14 protein-coding genes and 2 tRNA genes are annotated in these 14,861 nt (G+C 70.8%); 5 read left to right on the top strand and 11 right to left on the bottom strand.

Translation table 11 applies throughout. The features are described from left to right. Positions 1–7: 7 nt before the first annotated feature. Together ACH4J0_RS03265 and ACH4J0_RS03260 are read right to left on the bottom strand one after the other, a co-directional pair. A complete protein-coding gene (locus ACH4J0_RS03265) occupies positions 8–352 on the bottom strand; it encodes a DUF4233 domain-containing protein (RefSeq protein WP_396235981.1) in 345 nt (114 codons plus the stop codon). Position 353: 1 nt separating this feature from the next. Beyond that, positions 354–1,745 carry a bifunctional folylpolyglutamate synthase/dihydrofolate synthase gene (locus ACH4J0_RS03260; RefSeq protein WP_396235980.1) on the bottom strand — a complete coding sequence of 464 codons (1,392 nt, stop codon included), beginning with the start codon at positions 1,743–1,745 and terminating at the stop codon, positions 354–356. A 370-nt stretch (positions 1,746–2,115) separates the two neighbouring features. Here ACH4J0_RS03260 and ACH4J0_RS03255 point away from each other — a divergent pair, with 370 nt between their 5' ends. Then, complete coding sequence (locus tag ACH4J0_RS03255) at positions 2,116–2,349, top strand: hypothetical protein (RefSeq protein ID WP_396235979.1); 234 nt, start codon at positions 2,116–2,118, stop codon at positions 2,347–2,349. A 26-nt stretch (positions 2,350–2,375) separates the two neighbouring features. On the opposite strand, the gene ACH4J0_RS03250 is transcribed toward ACH4J0_RS03255, so the two are convergent. Then, positions 2,376–2,900 (bottom strand): hypothetical protein, encoded by a 525-nt coding sequence (locus tag ACH4J0_RS03250; protein WP_396235978.1) that lies wholly within the window; start codon positions 2,898–2,900, stop codon positions 2,376–2,378. Between the two features lie 318 nt (positions 2,901–3,218). Beyond that, positions 3,219–5,855 carry a valine--tRNA ligase gene (locus ACH4J0_RS03245; RefSeq protein ID WP_396235977.1) on the bottom strand — a complete coding sequence of 879 codons (2,637 nt, stop codon included), beginning with the start codon at positions 5,853–5,855 and terminating at the stop codon, positions 3,219–3,221. 189 nt (positions 5,856–6,044) lie between these two features. Between ACH4J0_RS03245 and ACH4J0_RS03240 the strand changes: the two genes are divergently transcribed. Then, positions 6,045–6,860 (top strand): hypothetical protein, encoded by an 816-nt coding sequence (locus ACH4J0_RS03240; RefSeq protein ID WP_396235976.1) that lies wholly within the window; start codon positions 6,045–6,047, stop codon positions 6,858–6,860. A gap of 91 nt (positions 6,861–6,951) precedes the next feature. Further along, entirely contained in the window at positions 6,952–7,755 is an 804-nt protein-coding gene (locus ACH4J0_RS03235; protein ID WP_396235975.1) for a hypothetical protein, read from the top strand. Between the two features lie 73 nt (positions 7,756–7,828). Here ACH4J0_RS03235 and clpX read toward each other — a convergent pair whose 3' ends face one another. From clpX to ACH4J0_RS03210, 5 genes are all read right to left on the bottom strand, one after another. Continuing rightward, positions 7,829–9,118, bottom strand: coding sequence for an ATP-dependent Clp protease ATP-binding subunit ClpX (clpX, locus tag ACH4J0_RS03230; RefSeq protein ID WP_030283761.1), 1,290 nt, complete (start codon positions 9,116–9,118; stop codon positions 7,829–7,831). Positions 9,119–9,365: 247 nt separating this feature from the next. After that, on the bottom strand, positions 9,366–10,028 hold the full coding sequence (locus ACH4J0_RS03225; protein ID WP_391489865.1) for an ATP-dependent Clp protease proteolytic subunit: 663 nt from the start codon (positions 10,026–10,028) through the stop codon (positions 9,366–9,368). 56 nt (positions 10,029–10,084) lie between these two features. Next, a complete protein-coding gene (locus ACH4J0_RS03220; protein ID WP_396236500.1) occupies positions 10,085–10,702 on the bottom strand; it encodes an ATP-dependent Clp protease proteolytic subunit in 618 nt (205 codons plus the stop codon). 267 nt (positions 10,703–10,969) lie between these two features. Continuing rightward, on the bottom strand, positions 10,970–12,367 hold the full coding sequence (gene tig / locus ACH4J0_RS03215; protein WP_396235974.1) for a trigger factor: 1,398 nt from the start codon (positions 12,365–12,367) through the stop codon (positions 10,970–10,972). Positions 12,368–12,663: 296 nt separating this feature from the next. Continuing rightward, positions 12,664–12,737 (bottom strand) — tRNA-Pro (locus ACH4J0_RS03210). Between the two features lie 169 nt (positions 12,738–12,906). Between ACH4J0_RS03210 and ACH4J0_RS03205 the strand changes: the two genes are divergently transcribed. Then, positions 12,907–12,980 (top strand) — tRNA-Gly (locus ACH4J0_RS03205). 44 nt (positions 12,981–13,024) lie between these two features. Here the strand turns inward: ACH4J0_RS03205 and ACH4J0_RS03200 are convergent. Beyond that, positions 13,025–13,573, bottom strand: coding sequence for a hypothetical protein (locus tag ACH4J0_RS03200; protein ID WP_396235973.1), 549 nt, complete (start codon positions 13,571–13,573; stop codon positions 13,025–13,027). A 190-nt stretch (positions 13,574–13,763) separates the two neighbouring features. Here ACH4J0_RS03200 and ACH4J0_RS03195 point away from each other — a divergent pair, with 190 nt between their 5' ends. Then, the gene (locus tag ACH4J0_RS03195) at positions 13,764–14,555 is read left to right on the top strand and encodes a DUF6348 family protein (protein ID WP_396235972.1); all 792 of its coding nucleotides are present in this window, start codon (positions 13,764–13,766) and stop codon (positions 14,553–14,555) included. A 57-nt stretch (positions 14,556–14,612) separates the two neighbouring features. On the opposite strand, the gene ACH4J0_RS03190 is transcribed toward ACH4J0_RS03195, so the two are convergent. Then, entirely contained in the window at positions 14,613–14,810 is a 198-nt protein-coding gene (locus tag ACH4J0_RS03190; protein ID WP_188304780.1) for a hypothetical protein, read from the bottom strand. Positions 14,811–14,861 lie beyond the last annotated feature (51 nt).

Genomic DNA, 14,861 nt, shown 5'->3' with positions numbered 1-14,861 from the left:
CGGGCCGTCAGGCGGCCTGGGCCTCGACGGCCGCGCGGGCGGCCTTGAACTCGTCGACCTTGCGGCCGTAGTGCACCGAGCACCACCACAGGCCGGCGAAGACCACGCCGAGGCCGAACATCGTCGGCAGGACGAAGCCGCTGGCGATCAGGCCGATCTGCAGCGCCCAGCCGATCTGCACCGCGCCGGGGCGGTTGATCATGCCGCAGAGCGCGACGCACAGCGCCATCGCGATGCCGCTGACGACCCACACCGTGGCCGTCGAGACGCTGGACAGCTGCATCGCGACCAGCGCCGCGAACATGATCAGCAGCGCTTCGCCGATCAGCGTCGAGGAGCAGAGCGTCCTCATGTCACTTCCTCCCGAGCAGCAGGCGGGCCTCGCCCACCGTGATGACCGAACCGGTGACCAGCACCCCGGCGCCGCCGAGGTCGCCCTCCTCCTCGGCCAGGGTGACCGCGGCGGCGATGGCGTCGTCGAGCCGGGGCTCGACCTGGACCCGGTCCTCGCCGAAGATGTCGACGGCCAGGGCCGCGAGCGCGTCCACGTCCATCGCGCGGTGGGTGGAGTTCTGGGTGATGACGACCTCGGCCAGGATCGGCTCGAAGGCCTCCAGCACGCCCGCCACGTCCTTGTCCCCCGAGGTGCCGATCACGCCGACCAGGCGGGTGAAGCCGAAGGACTCGGAGATCGCGGCGACGGTCGCCCGGGCGCCGTGCGGGTTGTGGGCGGCGTCCAGGATGATCGTGGGGCTGCGGCGGACGACCTCCAGGCGGCCCGGCGAGGAGACGCCGGAGAAGGCCTGACGGACCTTGTCGGCGTCCAGCTGGCCGCCGCGGGCGCCCCCGACGCCGAAGAAGGCCTCGACCGCGGCCAGTGCCAGCGCCGCGTTGTGCGCCTGGTGCTCGCCGTGCAGCGGGATGAAGACGTCCTCGTACTCCTCGCCGCCGAGTCCGCGCAGCGTCACCAGCTGGCCGCCGATGGCGAGCTCACGGCGGATCACGCCGAACTCCATGCCCTCGCGGGCGACGGTGGCGTCCACCTCGACGGCCCGGCGCAGGATGGCCTGGGCGGCGTCCAGCTGCTGCTGGGCGACCACGGCGACGGCACCGGACTTGATGATCCCGGACTTCTCGACCGCGATCTCGCCGGTGGTCTCGCCGAGCTTGTCGGTGTGGTCCAGCCCGACCGGGGTGATCACGGCGACGGCGGCGTCGATGACGTTGGTGGCGTCCCAAGAGCCGCCCATGCCGACCTCGACCACCGCGACGTCCACCGGGGCGTCCGCGAAGGCGGCGTAGGCCATGCCGGTGAGCACCTCGAAGAAGGACATCGGCACCGGCTGGGCGGCGTCGACCATCTGCACGTAGGGCTCGATGTCGCGGTAGACCTCGACGAAGCGCTCGGGACTGATCGGCGCGCCGTCCAGGCTGATCCGCTCGGTGACGGTCTCCACGTGCGGGCTGGTGTAGCGGCCCGTGCGCAGCTCGAAGGTGTTGAGCAGCTGCTCGATCATCCGGGCGGTGGAGGTCTTGCCGTTGGTGCCGGTGATGTGGATGGACGGGAAGGCCCGCTGGGGCTCGCCCAGGATGTCCATCAGCGCCTCGATCCGGTCGAGCGAGGGCTCCAGCTTGTTCTCCGGCCAGCGCTTGGAGAGCTCCAGCTCGACGTCGCGCAGCGCGTCGTCGGTGCCGCCGTCGGCGGGGCGGAGGGTGTACGGGTTGGGATCGGCCTTGTCGCTCACGACCACAGTCTACGGAGCGGTGGCCGCCCGCCCTCACAAGGTGAGTGTCATGGCGCGAACACGACGGACGGCGAGGTGAGAACGGCCACTTTGCCCCGGCTTTGCCTCAAGTCTCCAGCTTGCCCACTTCGCTATCGATTTGGCGAATTTGGACGGCAGTTAGCATCGATTCGCAACACCTGGGATCCGATTGCCTTTGATCATGAGGACCGCGCCATGCCTGACGCCCTGCACGACTGGATCGTGCTCCGCCAGGACGCCGTCGTCCGGTTCGCTGGACTGGTCTCCCTGGCACTCGTCGGCCACGTGCTGCCGGCCCGGGCCACCCGCGCCGCGCTGACCGCCGCGCACGGGCCGCGGCCGGACGGGCATGTGCTGGCCAGCGCGCACCGCCCGGCGAACACCGACACCGCCGAGGCGCTCGGCGCCGTGCTCGCCGAGCTGGACCGGATCGCCCGGGCCGGCACCCCGGTGCGCGGCTGGCCGCCACCCCGAGCCCGTCGGCGACGGCCTGGCCTCGGCCCGGATCGCCGCACTGACCGCCGCGCTGACCGCCGCGCTGGCCGACCGCACCGTGGAGCCCGTGGTGCCGCTGGCCGCGTAGGTCGTCCGGGCGGCCGGGCGCGGGGGTCAGACCCCGGCGCGGGCCTCCGGGACGTGCGCGGCGCCGCCGTGGCGGCGGCGCAACTCCGCGGTGATCTCGGCCAGTTCGCCCTCGGGCAGCAGCGGCAGCATCATCGCCACCCCCTGTAGCAGGCCGCCGAGCAGGTAGGTGGTGTCCGCCGTCGCGGCGACCAGGCCGCGGACCTCGGCCACCCGTCCGCCCGCGACCGCCTCGATCAGCTGGGCGGCGTTCGCGGTCTCCTCGTCCACCTGGACCGCCGCGCTGTCCTTCGGCGCCCGCCGGGCCATCGCCCGCAGCACCCGGTCGCCGACCTCCGGGGCGTACGCCTTGCGGACGGCCTCGGCGGCGATCCAGGTGAGCAGGGTGGTCACCTCCCGCTCGATGTTCTCGGCCAGCAGCAGGTCCAGCTCGTGGTCGAAAGCGAGCTGGTTCCCGTGCCGGAAGGCGAGCAGCAGCGTCGCTGCCCTGGCCTTGGCCTCCTCGACCGCCTCGGCAGGCAGTTCCTGGGCCAACTCCTCGGTCACCACCACGCCATGACCTCCCGTCCGTCGCTCAGCAGGAACGCTCAGCGGAAACGCCTTCGGAAACTCCGTGCACACCGTACACATCCGACCTGGAAACTTCTGTGAACGCGCGCGGGCAAGACCGGAATCAATTCGCTCGGAATAGGACCTCACCCGGTCCAGGATGAATATTCGCCGGAAGAGAGCAATGTTGCTGCTCTATTAGGCGTAGCAGCCGCGCTGTTAGTCGCAGGAAGAAGGCGCGCCCGGCGCACGCACCGGAAAACCCGAAGGGCCGCACCCCGCGCGTCGCGGGGTGCGGCCCTTCCTCGGACTCCGGGCGGCTCAGCCCTGCGGCAGGGCCGCGAGCTGGGCGGTGATCCGGGCGATGTCGGCCTCGGCGGCCTCCTGGCGGGTCCGGATCTTCGCGACCACCTCGTCCGGCGCCTTGGCCAGGAAGGCCTCGTTGCCGAGCTTGGCGGTGGTCTGGGCCTTCTCCTTCTCGGCGGCGGCGAGGTCCTTGGCGAGGCGCTTGCGCTCCGCCGCGACGTCGATGGTGCCGGAGAGGTCCAGCGAGACGGTGGCACCGGCGACCGGCAGCGAGGCGGTGGCCGCGAAGCCCTCCTCGGGGACGGTCAGCCGCAGCAGCGAGCGGATCGCGTCCTCGTGGACGGCCAGCACGGTGCCGGCCAGCTCCAGCCGGGCCGGGACGCGCTGCGCGGGCTGGAGGCCCTGGTCCGAGCGGAACCGGCGGACCTCGGTGACCACCTGCTGGAGCGTGGCGATCTCCGCCTCGGCGGCGGTGTCACGGTAGCCGCTGTCCTTCGGCCACTCGGCGACGACCAGCGACTCGGCGCCGGTGAGCGTCGTCCACAGCGCCTCGGTGACGAACGGGACGATCGGGTGGAGCAGCCGCAGGGTGACGTCCAGGACCTCGCCCAGGACCCGGCGCGAGGCGTCGGCCTGCGGGCCACCCTTGCCGAGGGTGGTCTTGGAGAGCTCGACGTACCAGTCGAAGACCTCGTCCCAGGCGAAGTGGTACAGCGCGTCCGAGACCTTGGCGAACTGGAAGTCGTCGTACAGCGCGTCCACCTTGGCGACGGTGGTGTTCAGCCGCGACAGGATCCAGCGGTCGACCGCGGTCATCTCCTCCGGCGCGGGCAGCGGGCCCTCGACGGTGGCGCCGTTCATCAGCGCGAAGCGGGTCGCGTTCCAGATCTTGTTGCAGAAGTTGCGCGAGCCCTTGACCCAGTCCTCGCCGATCGGCACGTCGGCGCCGGGGTTGGCGCCGCCGGCCAGGGTGAAGCGGACGGCGTCGGCGCCGTAGGCGTCCATCCAGTCCAGCGGGTCCACGGCGGTGCCGGAGGACTTCGACATCTTCTTGCCGAACTCGTCGCGCACCAGACCGGTCAGGGCGACGGTCTTGAACGGCGCCTGACCGTCCATCGCGTACAGACTGAACATCATCATCCGCGCGACCCAGAAGAAGATGATGTCGTGGCCGGTGACCAGGACGTCGGTCGGATAGAACTTCTCCAGGTCGGCGGTCTTCTCCGGCCAGCCGAGCGTGGAGAACGGCCACAGGCCGGAGGAGAACCAGGTGTCCAGGACGTCCGGGTCCTGGTGCCAGCCCTCGCCGGTCGGCGGCTGCTCGTCCGGTCCGACGCAGACGACCTCGCCCTCGGGGCCGTACCAGACCGGGATCCGGTGGCCCCACCAGAGCTGGCGCGAGATGCACCAGTCGTACATGTTGTCGACCCAGTCGAAGTAGCGGCGCTCCAGCTCCTTCGGGTGGATCTCGACCTTGCCGTCGCGAACGGCGTCGCCGGCGGCCTTGGCCAGCGGCTCGACCTTGACCCACCACTGCAGCGACAGCCGCGGCTCGACCACGGTGTGGCAGCGCGAGCAGTGGCCGACGGCGTGCATGTAGGGGCGCTTCTCGGCGACGATCCGGCCCTGCTCGCGCAGCGCGCCGACGACGGCCGAGCGGGCCTCCAGCCGGTCCATGCCGAGGAAGGGGCCGTGCACGGTGATCGCGCCGTGGTCGTCCATCACGGTCAGGTTCGGCAGGTCGTGGCGCTGGCCGATGGCGAAGTCGTTCGGGTCGTGCGCGGGCGTCACCTTGACGGCGCCGGTGCCGAACTCCGGGTCGACGTGCTCGTCCGCGACGACCGGGATCTCCCGGTCGGTCAGCGGCAGCTTGATGGTCCGGCCGATCAGGTGCTTGTACCGCTCGTCCTCCGGGTGGACGGCCACGGCGGTGTCGCCCAGCATCGTCTCGGCCCGGGTGGTGGCGACGACGATGGAGTCCTCGCCCTCGCCGTAGCGGATCGAGACCAGCTCGCCGGGCACCTCCTCGTGCTCCACCTCGATGTCGGACAGAGCGGTGAGGCAGCGCGGGCACCAGTTGATGATGCGCTCGGCGCGGTAGATCAGGCCGTCGTCGAAGAGTCGCTTGAAGATGGTCTGGACGGCCTGGGACAGGCCCTCGTCCATGGTGAAGCGCTCGCGCGACCAGTCCACGCCGTCGCCGAGGCGGCGCATCTGGCCGAGGATGCGGCCGCCGTAGCTCTTCTTCCACTCCCAGACCTTCTCGACGAAGGCCTCGCGGCCCAGGTCGTGCCGGGAGAGGCCGGCCTCGGCGAGCTGCTGCTCGACCTTGTTCTGGGTGGCGATGCCGGCGTGGTCCATGCCGGGCAGCCAGAGCGTCTCGAAGCCCTGCATGCGCTTGCGGCGGGTCAGCGCGTCCATCAGCGTGTGCTGGAAGGCGTGGCCCAGGTGCAGGACGCCGGTGACGTTCGGCGGGGGGATGACGATCGTGTACGCGGGCTTGTCGCTCTTCGCGTCCGCGGTGAAGTAGCCACGCTCCACCCAGCGCTCGTACAGCTCGCCCTCTACGTCCGCGGGGGTGTAGGTCGTCGGGAGGGTTGCCGCATCGTCCCCGGTGGTGCTCACGGGGCGCTGGTTCGTCGTGTCGGTCACGACGCACAGTTTACGTAACCGGGGGCGCTGGTTACGAACCGCTTTCGGTCCGCGGACTCCCCCCGCCCGGACACCGCCGGGGCGGGCGCCGTGCGGTAGCGTGCCCGGGCACTCGTCCGGGTGACCGGACGTGCACGGAACCACTACCACCAGATCGGCCGCGGGTGCGGCGGGGGAGCACGAGGACTGATGTACGGCCAGAACCAGCAGTATCCGCAGCAGGGACAGCCGTACGGGGGCCAGCCGTACGGCGCACCGCCGCCGCAGCAGCCGTACGGCGCCCCGCAGCCCCAGTACGGCTACCCGCCCCAGCAGCCCTACGGCCCGCCGCAGCCCCAGTACGGCATGCCGCCGCAGGGCCCGTACGGCCAGTCGGGTTACCCGGCGCCGCCGCGCAAGGGCAAGGGCGGCCTGGTGATCGGCCTGGTGATCGGCGCCCTGGTGCTCGGCGGCGGCGGTTTCGCCGCCTGGAAGTTCCTCGGCGGCAGCGACGCGGGCGGACAGTACAAGCTCAGCGCCCCGCAGACGCTGCTGGACGGCTACGTCCAGAAGTCGGCGAAGGAGGAGGCCGCCGACATGAGCAAGCCCGATGTCGCCAAGATCGGCACCGACCTGCACGCGCTGGGCGCCAGCTACAGCAAGGGCACCGACATCAAGAACATGGACTCGCTGTCGATCATCGGCATCTACGGGACCCTCAACGACCCGGGCCAGATCATCGCCGACTCCAAGAAGGACAGCGGCGGCCTGACCTGGTCCACCCCGATGACCGACTACCCCGCCCAGGACAGCCACGCCTCCGCCGGCAAGCTCAGCTGCGGCGTGGCCAGCATCATCGGCAAGCCCGGCCCGACGGTCTGCGTGTGGGCGGACAAGTCCACCTACGGCCGGGTCACCTTCAGCCACCTCAGCCTGGACAGCACCGGCGGCAGCCAGGGCATCACCCCGGACCAGGCCGCGGAGAAGACCCGCACCATCCGCGACGCCATGAAGGTCGCCAAGTAACCCGGGCGCGCGCCCGGGGCACACCGCAGCACCACCACACCGCCGGAGCTTCCGGCGGCATCCACGCGTGACGTCCCAGAAAGGGCCTCGCATGTCCGACCAGAACCCGTACGGGCCGCCGCAGCCCGGCTACCCGGCGACGCCGCCGCCGGCCGCCCCCGGCTACGGCGGTGTCCCGCCGCAGGCCCCGCCGCCCGGCTACCCCGCGCCCGGCACGCCGGAGGCCGGCGGCTACCCGGGGTACGCGGAGGCGGCGCCCGGGGCCTACCCCGGCTACGGCGGGTACGCGCCGGTGCCGCCGCCGCGCAAGTCCCGCAAGACGCTGTGGATCGTGCTCGGCACCATCGCCGCCGTGCTGGTGCTGGTCGGCGGTGCCCTGGCGTACTTCGTCTGGGACACCACCAGCAACGCGGGCACCCAGAAGATCGCCTTCCCGGCGACCTTCAAGGACCTCAAGGCCAACGACGACCCGGCGGTGACCGGCAAGATCCAGGACGAACTCACCTCGAAGATCGGCCAGGGCGACGGCAACTGGAAGCCCACCGGTGTCGCCGGGGTCTACCAGGACTCCGACTCCAACCCCCAGCTGATCGCCGTGGGCGTCTACGGCAAGGTGCTGCTGCCCAAGCAGGAGCTGGACCAGATGTTCACCGGCTTCACCGGCGCGGGCGCCAAGGTCACCGGCCGGCACTCGGTCGACCCGGGCCCCATGGGCGGCCAGATGGACTGCGCCACGTCCGAGGACGGCGAGAGCAAGCTCGCCCTCTGCGCCTGGGCCGACAAGAGCAGCGTCGTCATGGTGCTGAAGGGCTCCGACGACGGCAGCCAGCCCGACGTGGACAAGCTCGCCGCCGACACCCGCGACCTGCGCGCGGTGGCCGAGGTGCCCAAGTAGGCGCCCGGGCCCGCAACCGCGGAGGGGCCCCGCACCGGATCCGGTGCGGGGCCCCTCCGTGCGTCCTCCGGCGTCAGGCGCTCTTGTCGCGGCGCTCGCGCTTGATCATGTCGCGCGGGACCAGGGTGGGGATGGCGTGCTTGGAGACCACGTCCCCGGTGACCACCACGCGGGCGACGTCCTGGCGCGAGGGGACCTCGTACATCACGGACATCAGCACCTCCTCCATGATGGCCCGCAGACCGCGCGCGCCGGTGCCGCGCAGGATCGCCTGGTCGGCGATCGCCTCCAGTGCGTCCCGGGAGAACTCCAGCTCCACGCCGTCCAGTTCGAAGAGCTTGCGGTACTGCTTGACCAGCGCGTTCTTCGGCTCGGTGAGGATCTGCAGCAGCGCCTCGCGGTCGAGGTTGTGCACGCTGGTGATCACCGGCAGACGGCCGATGAACTCGGGGATCATGCCGAACTTCACCAGGTCCTCGGGCATCACCTGGCGGAAGTGGTCGCTGGCGTCCGACTCCCGCTTGGAGCGGATGTTGGCGCCGAAGCCGATGCCCTTGGCGCCCGCCCGGCCCTCGATGATCCGCTCCAGGCCGGCGAACGCGCCACCGACGATGAAGAGCACGTTGGTGGTGTCGATCTGGATGAACTCCTGGTGCGGGTGCTTGCGCCCGCCCTGCGGCGGCACCGAGGCGGTGGTGCCCTCCAGGATCTTCAGCAGCGCCTGCTGCACGCCCTCGCCCGAGACGTCACGGGTGATCGACGGGTTCTCGCTCTTGCGCGCGACCTTGTCGATCTCGTCGATGTAGATGATCCCGGTCTCGGCCTTCTTGACGTCGTAGTCGGCCGCCTGGATCAGCTTGAGCAGGATGTTCTCGACGTCCTCGCCGACGTAGCCGGCCTCGGTCAGCGCGGTGGCGTCCGCGATCGCGAACGGCACGTTCAGCATCCGGGCCAGGGTCTGCGCCAGCAGCGTCTTGCCGGAGCCGGTCGGGCCCAGCAGCAGGATGTTCGACTTGGCCAGCTCGATCGCGTCCTCGCGGCCGTTGCCGCCGCTGCGACCGGCCTCCCCCGCCTGGACGCGCTTGTAGTGGTTGTACACGGCCACCGACAGCGCCTTCTTGGCGAGGTCCTGGCCGACCACATACTGGTCCAGGAACTCGTAGATCTCACGCGGCTTCGGGAGTTCCTCGAAGCGCACCTCGGAGGTCTCGGCGAGTTCCTCCTCGATGATCTCGTTGCACAGGTCGATGCACTCGTCGCAGATGTACACGCCTGGGCCGGCGATCAGCTTCTTCACCTGCTTCTGGGACTTGCCGCAGAACGAGCACTTGAGCAGGTCGCCACCGTCTCCGATGCGTGCCACGAGGTGCTTCCCCTTCGCCAGGGGCCCCGCAGGGGTTCCGGGGCCTGGTGCTGTGGACCGTCCGCGCCGACGGCGCTCGGTCTCGCTATCCGACGGTACTCTGCCGGGCCCGTGATTCCGTCCTCTTCGCCGGGTCTGCCCTACGCCCTGGGCGAATTGATACCGAACAGATGCCGTGACAGGACCCGCCGACGGGCCGGGGCGGGGCGCGCAACCGGGTGCGCGCCCCGCCCCGTCGGTGCCGGCCTCAGGAGGTCAGCGAGGTCTTGCGGGTGGAGATGATCTGGTCGACCAGGCCGTACTCGACGGCCTCCTCGGCGGTCAGGATCTTGTCGCGCTCGATGTCGTCGCGCACCTGCTCCACCGACTTGTTGGAGTGCTTGGAGAGCATCTCCTCCAGCTGCTCGCGCATCCGGAAGATCTCCTTGGCCTGGATCTCCAGGTCGGACACCTGGCCGCGGCCGGTCTCGGTGTACGGCTGGTGGATCAGGATGCGGGCGTTCGGCAGCGCCATCCGCTTGCCGGGGGTGCCGGCGGCGAGCAGCACGGCCGCGGCGGAGGCCGCCTGGCCCATGCAGACCGTGGTGATGTCCGGCTTGACGTACTGCATGGTGTCGTAGATGGCCGTCAGGGCCGTGAACGAGCCGCCGGGCGAGTTGATGTACATCTGGATCTCGCGGTCCGGGTCCATCGACTCCAGGCACAGCAGCTGCGCCATGATGTCGTTGGCCGAGACGTCGTCCACCTGCGAGCCGAGGAAGATGATGCGCTCCTCGAACAGCTTGGCGTACGGGTCGTACTCGCGGATGCCCTGCGTGGTGCGCTCGACGAAGCGCGGGACGATGTAGCGGCCCTCGGCGCGCATGTCCTCGACGCGGGCCTGGGCGGCCGACAGGCTGGGGATGTTCATGGGGGTTCTTGTCCTCCGGGGCGTTGTGGCTGTGGTCTCGTGGGCCGGGCCGAGGCTCAGGCGCCCGTGCCGCCGCCGCCGGGGACGTCCGCGGCGCTGTGCATGATCGCGTCGATGAGGCCGTACTCCTGGGCCTCCTCCGGGGTGAACCAGCGGTCGCGGTCGGAGTCCCGGGTGATCTGGTCGAAGGACTGGCCGCTGTGGAACGCGATCAGCTCGGACATCCGCTTCTTGGTGCGGAGCAGCTGCTCGGCCTGGATGCGGATGTCGGTGGCGGAGCCGCCGAGGCCCGCGGAGGGCTGGTGCATCAGGATGTTGGCGTTCGGCAGCGAGAAGCGCTTGCCCTTGGCGCCGGCGGTCAGCAGGAACTGGCCCATCGACGCCGCCATGCCCATCGCGATGGTGACGACGTCGTTCTTGATGTACTGCATGGTGTCGTAGATCGCCATGCCCGCCGAGATCGAGCCACCCGGGGAGTTGATGTAGAGGAAGATGTCCTTGTCGGGGTCCGCGGCCAGCAGCAGCAGCTGGGCGGTGATCTTGTTGGCGATGTCGTCGTCGACCTGCTGGCCGAGGAAGATGATCCGCTCGCCCAGCAGCCGGTTGTAGACCTGGTCGCCAAGGCCGCCGAGCACGTCACCAGCGGCGGCGTGCGGCGCCATCGGGCCAGGCATCTGCATCTGCGGGAACGTCACTTAGCCACCTGCTCAGTCGATTTGGAGGGCCGCTCCACGGCTCTCACGGTGTCGCACAGCTTCCGGGTATCACGTCGTGATTGTTGCTGTCCAAGGACCCTAACGCGCAGGCCCGGCCGCAGAATCCCTCACGCAGAACTGTTCGCTGTGAGCGCAGGGTCGCGCCGCGCGCGGTGGGACGGCAGCGGGCCCGGACACCGTACGGCGTCCGGGCCCGCTGGGTCGCCTCAGGGGCTACCGGGGCGCTCAGGCCTCGGTGCCCTCCTCGGCCTTGTCCTCGGCGGCCTCGGCGGAGGCGTCGACGGTCTCGGCCGTCTCGTCCTCGTCGTCGAAGTTGATCTCGTTGCCCTCGGTGTCGACGACCTTGGCGGCCTCGACCACGGTGGCCAGCGCCTTGCCGCGGGCGACCTCGCCGACCAGCAGCGGAACCTGGCCGCCCTGGACGACCTGCTGGGCGAACTGGTCCGGGGTGAGGCCCGAACCGGCGGCGCGGCGGATGAGGTGCTCGGTGAGCTCCTCCTGGTTGACGCCCAGCTCCTCGTTGGCGACGATCTGGTCCAGGACGAACTGGGTCTTGATGCCCTTCTTCGCCTGCTCCTCGATCTCCGCGTCCCACTCCTCGCGGGTCTTGCCCTGGGTCTCCAGGTAGGTGTCGAGGTTGAGGCCCATCGGCTCGAGCTGGTGGTGCTCGACGTTGTGCTTGCGGGTCTCGATCTCGTCCTTCAGGAGCTTCTCGGGGTACTCGATCTCAACCAGCGCGAGCAGGGCGTCGAGGACCTTCTCCTGGGCCTGGGTGGCCTGGTCGTACTCCTTCATGCGCTCCAGGCGCTTGCGGGAGTCGGCGCGCAGGTCCTCCAGGGTGTCGAACTCGCTGGCCAGCTGGGCGAACTCGTCGTCCAGCTCCGGCAGCTCCTTCTCCTGGACGGCCGTGACGGTGACGGTGACCTCGGAGGTCTTGCCGGCCTGGGTGCCACCCTTGAGCTCGGTCTCGAAGGTCTTCTCCTCGCCGGCGGACAGGCCGGTCACGGCCTCGTCGATGCCGTCGATGAGGCGGCCCGAGCCGATCTCGTAGCTGACGCCGGTGGCGGTGCCGTCCTCCGGCACCTCACCGTCGACCTTGGCGACGAGGTCGACGACCACGATGTCACCGGCGGCCGCGGCGCGCTCGACGTCCTTGACCGAGGAGAAGCGCTCGCGCAGCTGCTCCAGCGACTTCTCGACGTCCTCGTCGGAGACGGCGATCGGGTCGACGGTCACCTCGATGGAGGAGAACTCCGGCAGGGTGATCTCGGGACGGATGTCCACCTCGGCGGTGAACTTCAGGTCGCCGCCATCGGCGATCTTCTCGACACCCTCGATGTTGGTGATGTCGGGCTGGCCGAGGACCTCGATCTTGCCCTCGTCGACGGCCTGCGTGTAGAAGCGCGGCAGGGCGTCGTTGACGGCCTCCTCCAGCACGGCACCACGGCCGAAGCGCTGGTCGATGACGCGAGCCGGGATCTTGCCCTTGCGGAAGCCCGGAACCGTGACCTGCTGGTTGATCTTCTTGTACGCCGCGTCGAGGCTGGGCTTGAGCTCCTCGAAGGGCACCTCGACGGTGAGTCGAACCCGGGTCGGGTTCAGAGTCTCGACGGCGCTCTTCACGGTTAGGTCTCCTATGGGCTTGCGGTCAGGTTGCCTCCGCCCGCCCCTCGCGCCCGGCCGGAGCCGGAACGGGTGGGTCGGGCGAGACGGGCGATGGGCGGTTGGAGCTGCATCTCCCGTGTGGGGTGGACGGTGAGCTTGACTCCTCGCCCTCGTGCGGTTGACCTGGGTGGACGCCACAGGGACTACCGCCAGCGCCCCATCCTACCGGTACCACGAAAGGCGGACGCCAGACGCCACCGTACCGCCCCAACAGAACAGGGCCCCGCCCCGGTGGGCGAGACCCTGCCGCACTGTCGGGGTGACCGGATTCGAACCGACGGCCTTCCGCTCCCAAAGCGGACGCGCTACCAAACTGCGCCACACCCCGTGGTGCCGAGAGGAAGCGTACACGCCGGGCCTGTACGGCTCGCCGAGTTATTCGGGGCGCGACGCAAGCAGGGCGGAAGAGGGAGCGCGGGGAATCCGGTGTGCACGGGAGCGGCCGGAGCGGGTACGCTGTCTCCCGAACTTCCGGCCGGAGACGGCTGGGGGGTCGCGCGGGCGTAGCTCAATGGTAGAGCCCTAGTCTTCCAAACTAGTCACGCGAGTTCGATTCTCGTCGCCCGCTCCAGGAGTCCGGCCCCGGTGTGCCCAGCGCACCGGGGCCGTCGTCGTTCAGAACCCGAGCCGGGCGGCCCGGGCGGCGGCCCGGTCGAGCAGCTGGTGCACGTCGCCCTCCCGGGTGGTCGGGCGGTCGTTGTACTCGTCCGGGGAGCGCGCCGGGCGGCCGGTGGCGTGCAGCACCTCCATCAGCTGGACCCGGGCGGTGCGCACCGTCGACGGGGTGCCGTAGCCGTGCGCCAGGACGGCCGCCTGGGCGCCGAGCAGGCAGACCCGGCCCGCCCCGTCCCACATCGCGCCCTGGAGCCAACCGTGGGCACCGATGTAGCGGGAGGCGAGCCGCAGGTGGTCCGCGGCGGTGACCGGGACGGGCCGGGCGGGGCGGCGCAGCGCCCGGTCGAGCAGGGTGGCCCGGGGCTCCGGGTGGCCGGCGTGCCAGGGGCTCGGGGTGCTCCCGTACCGGCAGACGTACGGCCCGGGGGTGCGGGCGGGGGCGGGTAGCGAGGCCAGGTAGGCCTCGATCTCGGCGACCAGGCCGGAGCCGTCCGGGAGCAGGAGCGGGAGCGGGTACGGCTCAGGGGGCGTCGGGGCGGGGCGGGGCATGCGGGCTCTCCAGGCGGGCGACCTTCGGCTTCCGCTCCCCAAAGTGGTGCATTCAGGACATTTCCGCGACCGGAGATCCGGACCGTGCACGCGGTTTCCCGCACGGCGGTCGGGCCGATAGCCTCGGCGGCGTTCGAGCGCAGTTCGAGCGCGACCTCACGCGCCGCGCTCCCGAGGTGGAGGAGTCCCGGTGCGTCCGCAGGAGCGACTGGCCGTCATACAGCGCTGTGTGGTCCGGGAGATGGCGCGGCTGGGCCAGGTGTTCCTTCCGGACGGCGAGGTGGTGCGCGGTCCCGGCAGCACGGCGGTGGCGGTGCGTGAGCACCCCGGCGACGACGGCGTCGGCCACGTGGACCTCGGCTTCGTACTGCAGCTCGGCCGGGCGGACGCACCGGTGGTATGGGACTGCGCGGCCGGCCTCGGCAAGACCGAGGAGGAGAAGCTCGCGAACGCGGTGAAGATGTGGGCGACCACCACCGCCTCGGTGCTGGTCGAGCTGGCGGAAGGGCGCGGCGTGCACGCCGACCACCCGGACCTGCCCGAACTCCCGGGCTGGCGGGCGGTGCAGGGGCCGGCGGCGGTGTTCGGCTTCGGCAACGAGCACCTGGCGGCCTGGCTCGCCGAGCACCGGGTGCTGCCCGCGCTGGCGCCGGCGCTGCGCCGGGAACTGGCCGGGCCGGGCCCGGTCGGGGTGAAGCTCTTCCTGGGCGGGAAGGCGGGTGACGACGTCGCCGAGGTCCGGGTCGGCGGCGAGGTGTCGGAGGCTGCCTCCGCAGCGCTGCGCGCGCTGGACTGGCCGCGCGGCGAACGGCTGTGCTGGGCACGGCTGTTCGTGCTGCTGACGGCGGAACGGGCAGCACCGGTCGCGGCCGCGCCGGCGGGTGCCGCGGCACCCGTACCGGTACGTGCTCCGGCCCCGGCGGCGGCGCGCCCCCGGGGTCTGTTCGCTCGCTGGCGGGAGGCCAGACGGGCCGGCCGGTAGCGGCGACTCGCCCGCTCGCCTCCGGGGCGTGCAGGGCCGACCGTCGGCCCGGCCCGGTCAGCCGCCCGTGATGCTGGAGATGCTGTGCGCCAGGTTGGCCAGCAGGGAGTTGATCGAAGTTGCCATCGTGGTCTCGTGCAGCATGAAGCCGAAGAGGGCGGCGACGATCGCGTGCGGGATCTTCAACTGCTTGTTCCGGATGAAGATGATGCACAGGATCGCGAACAGGACCAGCGCGGAGACGGAGAGTGCCACCCGGACTCACTTCCTCGTTTCATAGCGTGGCGCCGCCGCCCGGCGGCACCT

It is taken from the genome of Kitasatospora sp. NPDC017646 (assembly GCF_044329365.1).
In the GTDB taxonomy this organism is placed as follows: Bacteria; Actinomycetota; Actinomycetes; order Streptomycetales; family Streptomycetaceae; genus Kitasatospora.
The sequence above is the reverse complement of the archived record's forward strand: the minus strand, read 5'-3'. Positions and strand labels throughout refer to the sequence as shown.